At 56.1% G+C, this 8,195-nt stretch carries 8 protein-coding genes, 1 tRNA gene and 1 other RNA gene; 6 read left to right on the top strand and 4 right to left on the bottom strand.

The features are described 5' to 3' along the window. Nucleotides 1–18: 18 nt before the first annotated feature. Nucleotides 19–288, top strand: coding sequence for a hypothetical protein (locus HQL63_05760; GenBank protein MBF0176338.1), 270 nt, complete (start codon nucleotides 19–21; stop codon nucleotides 286–288). A 132-nt stretch (nucleotides 289–420) separates the two neighbouring features. Here the strand turns inward: HQL63_05760 and HQL63_05755 are convergent, their stop codons facing one another. Further along, entirely contained in the window at nucleotides 421–786 is a 366-nt protein-coding gene (locus tag HQL63_05755) for a toll/interleukin-1 receptor domain-containing protein (GenBank protein MBF0176337.1), read from the bottom strand. 429 nt (nucleotides 787–1,215) lie between these two features. Beyond that, nucleotides 1,216–1,583, bottom strand: a transfer-messenger RNA (tmRNA) gene (ssrA, locus tag HQL63_05750). 150 nt (nucleotides 1,584–1,733) lie between these two features. On the opposite strand from ssrA, the gene murA reads away from it, so the two are divergent. Together murA and hisD are read left to right on the top strand one after the other, a co-directional pair. Continuing rightward, nucleotides 1,734–2,990, top strand: a complete 1,257-nt coding sequence (gene murA, locus HQL63_05745) for a UDP-N-acetylglucosamine 1-carboxyvinyltransferase (protein ID MBF0176336.1) — start codon at nucleotides 1,734–1,736, stop codon at nucleotides 2,988–2,990. 136 nt (nucleotides 2,991–3,126) lie between these two features. Further along, nucleotides 3,127–4,368, top strand: coding sequence for a histidinol dehydrogenase (gene hisD / locus HQL63_05740; protein ID MBF0176335.1), 1,242 nt, complete (start codon nucleotides 3,127–3,129; stop codon nucleotides 4,366–4,368). Between the two features lie 41 nt (nucleotides 4,369–4,409). Here the strand turns inward: hisD and HQL63_05735 are convergent, their stop codons facing one another. Continuing rightward, nucleotides 4,410–5,153: a ParA family protein gene (locus tag HQL63_05735; protein ID MBF0176334.1), complete on the bottom strand. Its 744-nt coding sequence runs from the start codon at nucleotides 5,151–5,153 to the stop codon at nucleotides 4,410–4,412. Between the two features lie 223 nt (nucleotides 5,154–5,376). On the opposite strand from HQL63_05735, the gene truA reads away from it, so the two are divergent. The 3 genes from truA (at nucleotide 5,377) to HQL63_05720 (ending at nucleotide 7,161) form a co-directional block, all read left to right on the top strand. Next, the gene (gene truA / locus HQL63_05730; protein MBF0176333.1) at nucleotides 5,377–6,144 is read left to right on the top strand and encodes a tRNA pseudouridine(38-40) synthase TruA; all 768 of its coding nucleotides are present in this window, start codon (nucleotides 5,377–5,379) and stop codon (nucleotides 6,142–6,144) included. Between the two features lie 100 nt (nucleotides 6,145–6,244). Further along, nucleotides 6,245–7,051, top strand: coding sequence for an undecaprenyl-diphosphate phosphatase (locus HQL63_05725; protein ID MBF0176332.1), 807 nt, complete (start codon nucleotides 6,245–6,247; stop codon nucleotides 7,049–7,051). 34 nt (nucleotides 7,052–7,085) lie between these two features. Further along, nucleotides 7,086–7,161: transfer RNA gene (locus HQL63_05720), tRNA-Ala, on the top strand. A gap of 154 nt (nucleotides 7,162–7,315) precedes the next feature. Here the strand turns inward: HQL63_05720 and HQL63_05715 are convergent. Next, nucleotides 7,316–7,963 carry a helix-turn-helix domain-containing protein gene (locus HQL63_05715; protein MBF0176331.1) on the bottom strand — a complete coding sequence of 216 codons (648 nt, stop codon included), beginning with the start codon at nucleotides 7,961–7,963 and terminating at the stop codon, nucleotides 7,316–7,318. Nucleotides 7,964–8,195 lie beyond the last annotated feature (232 nt).

Here is an 8,195-nt window from a genome sequence, read left to right as displayed (position 1 = left end):
TTGGTTGATCATTGTCTCTTGCTGCATCCAGATCAACTGGCCCGTCTGAAACAAAATAAGCCTGCGTTTACCGTGGGAAGCCTGATCAATACAGTCAAAATCGAAAGCCTTCTGACGACGATTCGGACGGTCCTGGCCGCCAATGATCCAGAACAGAAATTGGCCGAAATGGCCGATCAACTGGCCAAGCTGTTTCCATTGATGACATCGGAAAAGCATATGGTTGGCAGGGAGTTGGGACGCCAAGAATCATCGCCATCCCTGAAACACCATGCAATGGCTGTTTGACGGGTGAAAAAACTGTCAAGAAGGGAAAAACTTGAACATCGAGTTGTAAGATGTCAGTGGAGAGGTGGCAGGAAAACGCTGCGATTCAACCTGAAGGCGGTTGCCCGCCAACGGCCTTTTTACCGTGCGCTCTCAAAGGAAGCAGTCCGGGGTACGATTCGAAGCGTCAGGTCTCGTTAGGTAACAGGGTTGGAACCACCAATTTCGTGCGCGACCTTGCTCTTGCCACCTCTTTTTCTTTATCGTACATATCGAGGTCGTCAGCATGGGGTTATAAGGTCCATCGCCATGCCCGTTAGGGCTAACCAGGAGGAGAACGATCTGGCAGCGTTCCAGTGCCGCATCAATCTGGCTTTCCCATTCTGTGCCAGCAGCAATCATGCGGTCATGCCAGACTGACACCAAGCCTACGCGCTTTAGGGGCATCAACTGGTTATTGAGTGCCTTGCGGAAGGTCTTGTCCTCATGAGCATAGGAGATGAAAACTTCAATGGCCAATATCCACCCCCAGGGAAGGACTTACGTCAAGATTGACCGTAGTGCGTTGATTTGAAATGGCAGAACACCGGTAACCAAGGACACCCAGCGAAATTCATCCACTGCCCCGTACCCCTTTTCCCTTCCCCCACGCCACCCAAGCCACTCATCGAACAGGTACGCCCACCCCGTACTTCACGCCCCATTGTTTTCCAATGAAAAAGTGACGTACGGAAAACCCGTACTTCTCGCCCCGAAGTCAACAGGTTTGGGAGAATGTGGGCCAGGAGAGAAGAGAGCCGCACCTCCCCAGGGAGAAAGGTACGCCCACCCCCTTCCCATCTCAAACCACCCACCCAACGTACACCTTGGAAACATTGGCCTTTTCCGCAACAAAAAAGCCGCCCCACAGGGCGGCTTCCATGCCGAGACCTTTTCCTGAAATCAAAATGGTGGAGGTGCCGGGAGTCGAACCCGGGTCCGAGATACGTACTGAACCTGAAGGAGTCACGACCATTTTGCCGGCCTGAGTGTCCTTGGGCCGTTGCAGCCGGCTGGCCCATGGACCCCCGTTACCTCGGAGAACTGGGAAACCTTGGATTTAGACCGGCGGTTTCATCATTCCGGCTTGACCCTGTTTTTATGCTTCTGTTGCCGGGCCCAGGTCTGGGCCCCGCTTCGCTGCCGTTTTAGGCGGCGGCGAGAGCTTCGCCGTAGATTTCGTCGTTGGCAATTGTAAGTATGAGCCTATTGCGGCAGCGCTCATGCCGGGTCGCCGTCAAAGCCTTTCGATACCCCGTCGAAGCCGTTTCACCCCCTTGCTGCATGATTTCAACAACAGCCCTGATCCTTCAATCTACCACATGCACCCACAGAATTTCAAACATTTATTCAACTCCGCAAATTCCGCACAAAATTTTCCGCTGCAACTCTTGCCCTGGATCCCCTGGATTTGGTAAGAATTGGGGATGGATAGAATACTTGTACGCGGGGGAAGACCCCTGGTGGGTACCATCCCCATCAGTGGCGCGAAGAACGCCACTTTGCCGGCACTGGCAGCCTCTCTGCTGTCGGATGAGGCCCTGACCCTTTCCAACATCCCTCACCTGCGCGACGTCACCACCATGCTGGAGCTTTTGGGTCAGCATGGGGCGGCGATCACCATTGACGAGCGCCTGGGTGTGGAGATCGATTGCTCAGGCATTCACAACACCCGAGCGCCTTACGATCTGGTCCGGACCATGCGGGCATCGATCTTGGTCATGGGGCCCTTGTTGGCTCGGCACGGTCAGGCGGAAATTTCTTTGCCTGGCGGGTGTGCCATTGGTACCCGCCCTGTCAATCTGCACCTCAGGGGCCTGGAGAGCATGGGGGCCGAGATTGTCCTGGAGGACGGCTATATCAAGGCCCGGGCCAAACGCCTGCACGGGGCATCCATCGTCTTTGATCTCGTAACCGTGACCGGGACGGAAAATTTGATGATGGCAGCCGCCCTGGCCGACGGTCAAACCGTCCTGGAAAATGCTGCATGTGAGCCGGAAGTCACAGATTTGGCAAGGCTTCTCAATAAAATGGGCGCTCGCATTGAGGGTGCCGGAAGCAGCAGCATCCGCGTAGAGGGCGTTGAACGTTTGCATGGCGCAGCCCACCACATTCTTCCCGACCGGATCGAAACCGGGACTTTCATGATTGCGGCAGCCATCACCGGGGGAGATGTGACGCTGAATTACACCGATCCGCACATTCTCGAAGCCCCCATCGCCAAGTTGCGTCAGGCCGGGGTCATCGTGGAGGAAAAACCCAACGCCTTGCGCGTCACTGTTGATCGCCCCCTGCGAGCCGTGGATATCACAACGTTTCCCTATCCCGGGTTTCCAACCGATCTCCAGGCGCAAATGCTGGTGCTCAACAGTGTATCCTCCGGGACGGGTACCGTGACCGAGACAATATTTGAAAACCGCTTCATGCATGTGTCGGAACTGCAACGATTGGGGGCTGATATCACGTTGCAGGGCAACACTGTCGTGGTTCGAGGCGGCGCAAAATTGCGTGGCGCCCCCGTCATGGCCACGGATTTGCGGGCCTCGGCATCGTTGGTTTTGGCAGGCTTGGCAGCATCGGGAGAGACCTACATCTCCCGGGTTTATCATATTGACCGTGGGTATGAGCGAATCGAAGAAAAATTGATGGCCCTGGGCGCCGATATCCATCGTCTGAGCCATTGATTTTGGGTTGCCGTTCAACGCCCTTTCGAGAAAAGCGGAGTTGGCCTTGATCCAGACCACGATACGCCGTCTCAACACCCGAGATTCTGACTTTCAGGCAGCCTTCACCCGTCTTCTCCGCTGGGAAAGTGGAAAAATGGCGGCCATTGAACAGACAGTGGCCGACATCATCGCTACAGTGCAGCGGGATGGGGACCAGGCTCTGATCGATTATTCGCGTCAGTTCGACCGGGTCGAACTCACCCCCGCAACCCTGGCACTGACCGAGACGGAGATCAACCACATCGCCCGGCAGGTCTCTCCGGCGGATCGATCCGCCCTTGAACTGGCCGCCGGGCGCATCCAAGCCTACCATCGATGGCAAATGCCCGTGATGGGCATACACCATTTTTGCGATGCATCAGGAACCCTGCTGGGACAACGCCTGACACCTGTCAGCCGCGTTGGTTTGTACGTTCCAGGCGGTTTGGCCACCTATCCGTCCACGGTCCTGATGAATGCCATTCCGGCTCGCGTGGCAGGCGTGACCGATCTGGTCATGGTGGTGCCAACTCCCGACGGCGTGGTCAATCCCCTCCTCCTCGTGGCGGCCCAAATCGCTGGCATCCATCAAATCTTTCGCATCGGGGGCGCCCAAGCCATTGCAGCCTTGGCCATGGGAACCCAAACTGTCCCGGCTGTCGATAAAATCGTCGGTCCGGGCAACATTTATGTGGCTACAGCCAAGCGGCAGTTGTTTGGACAGGTGGGCATCGACATGATTGCCGGTCCATCAGAAATTTTGGTCATTGCCGACCGGGAGAACGACCCGCTTTGGTTGGCGGCAGATCTGCTCTCCCAGGCCGAACACGATGTGTCGGCCCAGGCCATCCTCCTGACCGATGATGAGGATTTGGCCAATGCCGTGGAACTGGCTTTGGCGCAACACCTTGCAATATTGGAACGACGCTCGATTTGTGCGCAATCCTTGGCCGAACGCGGCGCCATCATCGTCGTCAACAATCTGCACGAGGCGTGTGCGTTGGCTTCAAGGGTGGCCCCGGAACACCTGGAACTGTCTGTCGCCGATCCCGAACGACTCCTGCCTCACGTTGGCAACGCCGGCGCCATTTTTTTGGGACGGTATACCCCTGAGGCGATAGGAGATTATGTTGCCGGTCCCAGTCACGTCTTGCCAACGAGTGGTACGGCGCGTTTTTCCAGTCCATTGAGCGTATTTGACTTCATCAAGCGCACCAGTCTGATTGGCTGTACGGAAGCGTCTTTGGCCATCATTGGTCCGGCAGCTTCCCGTCTGGCAGCTGGGGAGGGATTGACGGCCCACCAACTGAGCCTGGACCAGCGTCTGGTCCAGAAACCATCCGGCTCATCCAGCTGAATGATGGCGGCACCCATCCCGGCGATGTTCGGGAGCATTGATCAGAGCTTTCTCTCCTGGATCTCCCGCCACAAGGCCCGAAACGCATCGGCTTCCGGAGATGAACGAGCGTAGGCCAAAACAGGCGCCCGTTTGACCCCCATGGACTCGATGACGTTGGAGTCCGGAATGGTGGTCCTGAGAAAGATGGGATGTTGTTCCAGTACATTCCTGGTCACGACCTGATGGATCGGCTTCTCCAGGTTGACCTGATTGAAAAACGGCGCCACCCGCAGCTTTTTGGTGCGGCGATTGGCCAGAAACTGCACCAGCCTGTTGTACGCCCGCAAGGAGAGCGTGGAAGGAATCAGGGGAACAACCAGAACATGGGAGACCCGGAAAACATTTTCCGCCAGCAGTGAAAGACCTGGAGGGCAATCGAGAAAAATATGGTCATAGTCGTGTGCCAACGACTTGAGAATACGGGCAAAAGCCTTGACGGGATCCTTCTTGTCGTGCAGATACTGATCCAAGTGACGGTAGGAAATATCAGCCGGAAGGAGATCCAGGTTGGAATATCCGGTGGTGCGCAAGTGTCCATCCAGATCAAGCCTTCCTTTCAGGATGGCCTTGGCGCCCCCCTTGATTTTTGGCTTGACACACAAAAAAAAGCTGGTACCACCTTGTGGATCCAGATCCCAGATGACGGTGCGTGTTCCCTCCAGCGCGGAAAGGTGGGCCAAATTGACCGTGTTGGTGGTTTTTCCCACGCCGCCTTTAAAATTATAAAGAGAAAAAATTTTCATGGTCCTTCGCTCTTTCCCTGCTCATATTCCAAGTGTGCCTGGGCCAAGTGTGCCTGGGAGCTGCTTCGACCGCTCGATCCCTCCACGCCAGGATATAGGCAATGGCCATTGAAAGGGAACCGTCCATCACGCCACCGTCCGCCAATTCTCTTCACAATGCGGGCAACGTCCTGGAAAATCGCCTGATGCATCATCTGGCTGCAACGAGGACGTTCCCACCAGGATGAGCGTACCCCAAACCTTGGAACCGCCCCCCCCGGTTCGCTTTCGCCTTGATCTTGAGTATGCCGGCGAGGCTTTTTCCGGCTGGCAACGGCAGGCCGCGGGTGTGACGCTGCAAGGGGTTCTCGAAGAGTCCCTGACCCGCCTATGTGGTCATCCTGTCACGTTGATCGGTGCAGGACGCACGGATGCGGGAGTGCATGCCTTGGGTCAGGTGGCCCATTTTGATACACCGCGACCTCGCCCGGAAAATGTTCTGCTGCGCGCCCTGAATGCAACCACGCCGCATGCCTTGACGGTGTTGCGCGTCACGAAAGTTCCCGATACGTTTCATGCCCGGTATTCAGCCCGATACCGGGAGTATGTATACCGCATCTCCGACCGGGAAACGCCGTCTGCCCTGGATCGAGGTCGAGTTTGGCATTATCCTGCGGCCCTCGACGCGAGGGCGATGCGGCAAGCGGCGGGTTTTCTGTTGGGAACCCATGATTTTTCCGCCTTCCGCGCCGCCCAGTGCCAGGCCAGATCGCCGGTGCGGACTCTCAGCCGCTGCGAAGTGCATCGCCAGGATAGAGAGATTCGGATTATTCTGGGGGCAAACGGTTTTTTGCACCACATGGTCAGAAATATTGTCGGATCCATGGCTCTGGTCGGACAGGAAAAAGAGTCCGCTTCCTGGTTTGCGAAGGTGTTGGCCAGTCGAGAGCGGAGCTTGGCTGGTGCGACGGCACCAGCGCATGGCTTGTATCTTAACCGGGTTCTTTACTGAGCCCAGTGTTTTCAAACCGCCTTTTCAAGCATCGCCCCTGCCCCGGCGATTCCGGGCAATAGTCGAGAATTTTGCATGGAAGACAAGGAGAGAATACAGCATGGAATGGCTTCACGGGATTATCCTGGGTCTCATTCAGGGTGTCACTGAACTGCTCCCGGTCAGTTCCTCCGGTCACCTGATTCTCGTACCCTATTTTTTTCAGTGGCAGGATCAGGGCCTGTTGTTCGACATGGCGCTCAATACGGCAACCCTCCTGGCCCTGATCATCTATTTTCGCCAGGATGTCTTTGGGTTGGCACAGGGATGGTTTCGCACTCTGTCCGGTGGGGGGATGGCCGACAACCCACAGGGACGCATGGCATGGGCCATTGGTTTGGCAACCATTCCCGCTGGTGTGACGGGCGTCCTGATCAAGGGATATGTGGAAGGTTCTGCCCGGGATCCACGGGTTGTAGGCAGCACGTTGATTTTTTATGGCCTACTGCTCTGGTTGGCTGATCGGCGCGCATCCCTGGTGCGTTCTCTCGACACGCTCACCCTGCGGGAGGCCTTGTTGATCGGCATGGCCCAGACCCTGGCGCTCGTCCCGGGAACCTCGCGTTCTGGCATCACCATCACCGCTGCCCTCTTCCTCGGTTTTAATCGGGAGGCATCTGCCCGATTTGCCTTTTTCCTGGCCATTCCCATCGGAATTGCCGTCGGCATTTTGGATATCAAGGAACTCCTGCACGAAAAAATTCCTCTCGCCGCTTGGCTACAGATTGGCGTCGCCTTTCTGGCCGCCACCCTTTCAGCCTTGGCTGTGATCCACTGGTTGCTGGGCTGGCTGCGCCGCCACAATCTGACCCCCTTTGTCGTCTATCGTGTTCTTCTCGGCATGGTCGTCTTTTGGCTTGCATTTTAACAATCAGCCGTAGATAATCGCCGCCTGTCGTCGTGGGGCCGTAGCTCAGATGGGAGAGCGCAGCGTTCGCAATGCTGAAGTCGGGGGTTCGATTCCCCCCGGCTCCACCAATTCATCATCCAGAGACATCCAGAAAAAACACGGTTCCCCGCACGCGCGGGGATAGACTTGGCGTTTCTTCCTGCGGCAGTGGGCTTCGACCGTTCCGAGATGGACCGTGGGGCAGACGCTCCCTGCCTGTCCTGTGCCTTCAGGCAGCCCTTTTCATGGCCAATATGTCTTCAAGGCGCAAGGGTGCCTTCTTGATACCCAACTTGACTGCCAGCACCACTCCGGTCGTCCAATGAGGACGGACAAAATTGTCGATGACCAATTGAGCATCCAGCGTGCGCTGGAGACCATCTTCAGACTTGGCATACTTGGAAGAACCTTGGGTGGACGACCTTTGCTCCCCGTTTGCAATGCCTCTGAACATAAGGAAAATAATATCTTGCCGTAACGCCGTTCCCCATCTGACAGGAATGTTAAATTCTGTGTCTGGTCAATGGACTGGCAGACCGTACTCATGACCGCAGTAAACAAATCGGCATCCTTCACTCCACACTGCTGATCCACGAGAAATCGACTGCCACGTTCCACGATGACAGCTGTCCAGCCCTTGGATTCAAGCGGTTCCGCACGTTTCCCCACGATGGTGTACAGCTCGTCCCCTTCAAAGGTGAGGGATACGAATTGATGGCAAAAGGCATACAGCATCAACGTTTCTTTCTGGTCAGCGAATCTCTTTTCCCATTCGCTGATCGTGTTCTTATGGGTGCCCATCACGCGGGCTGTTGCCCGAAGCCCCATGCCTTCACTGCGAATTTTCAAAGCAGAGGCCACCTTGATGATCGGAGATTTGAGATCCTCCATGGGCGTTCCATGCGTTTCAGAAAAATGCGTTCCACATCCGCAACACCGGCGCAGGGTCCGGTCACCATTGTGAGCCGTAAGATAAATCTTGCAAACCACCACATCCGTGGATTGGCAGGTCGGGCATTTTGGGCTGTCGGGAATGTCCGTCCGTGGATCACCGTTGGGAACAGATTGGGTTGATGTCACGTCTTGACCAGTATTTGAACATCATTTGACAGCACAGGGAAGA

The organism is Magnetococcales bacterium (assembly GCA_015231175.1).
Classification (GTDB): Bacteria; Pseudomonadota; Magnetococcia; order Magnetococcales; family DC0425bin3; genus HA3dbin3.
This window is presented reverse-complemented; position numbering and strand designations above follow the sequence as displayed.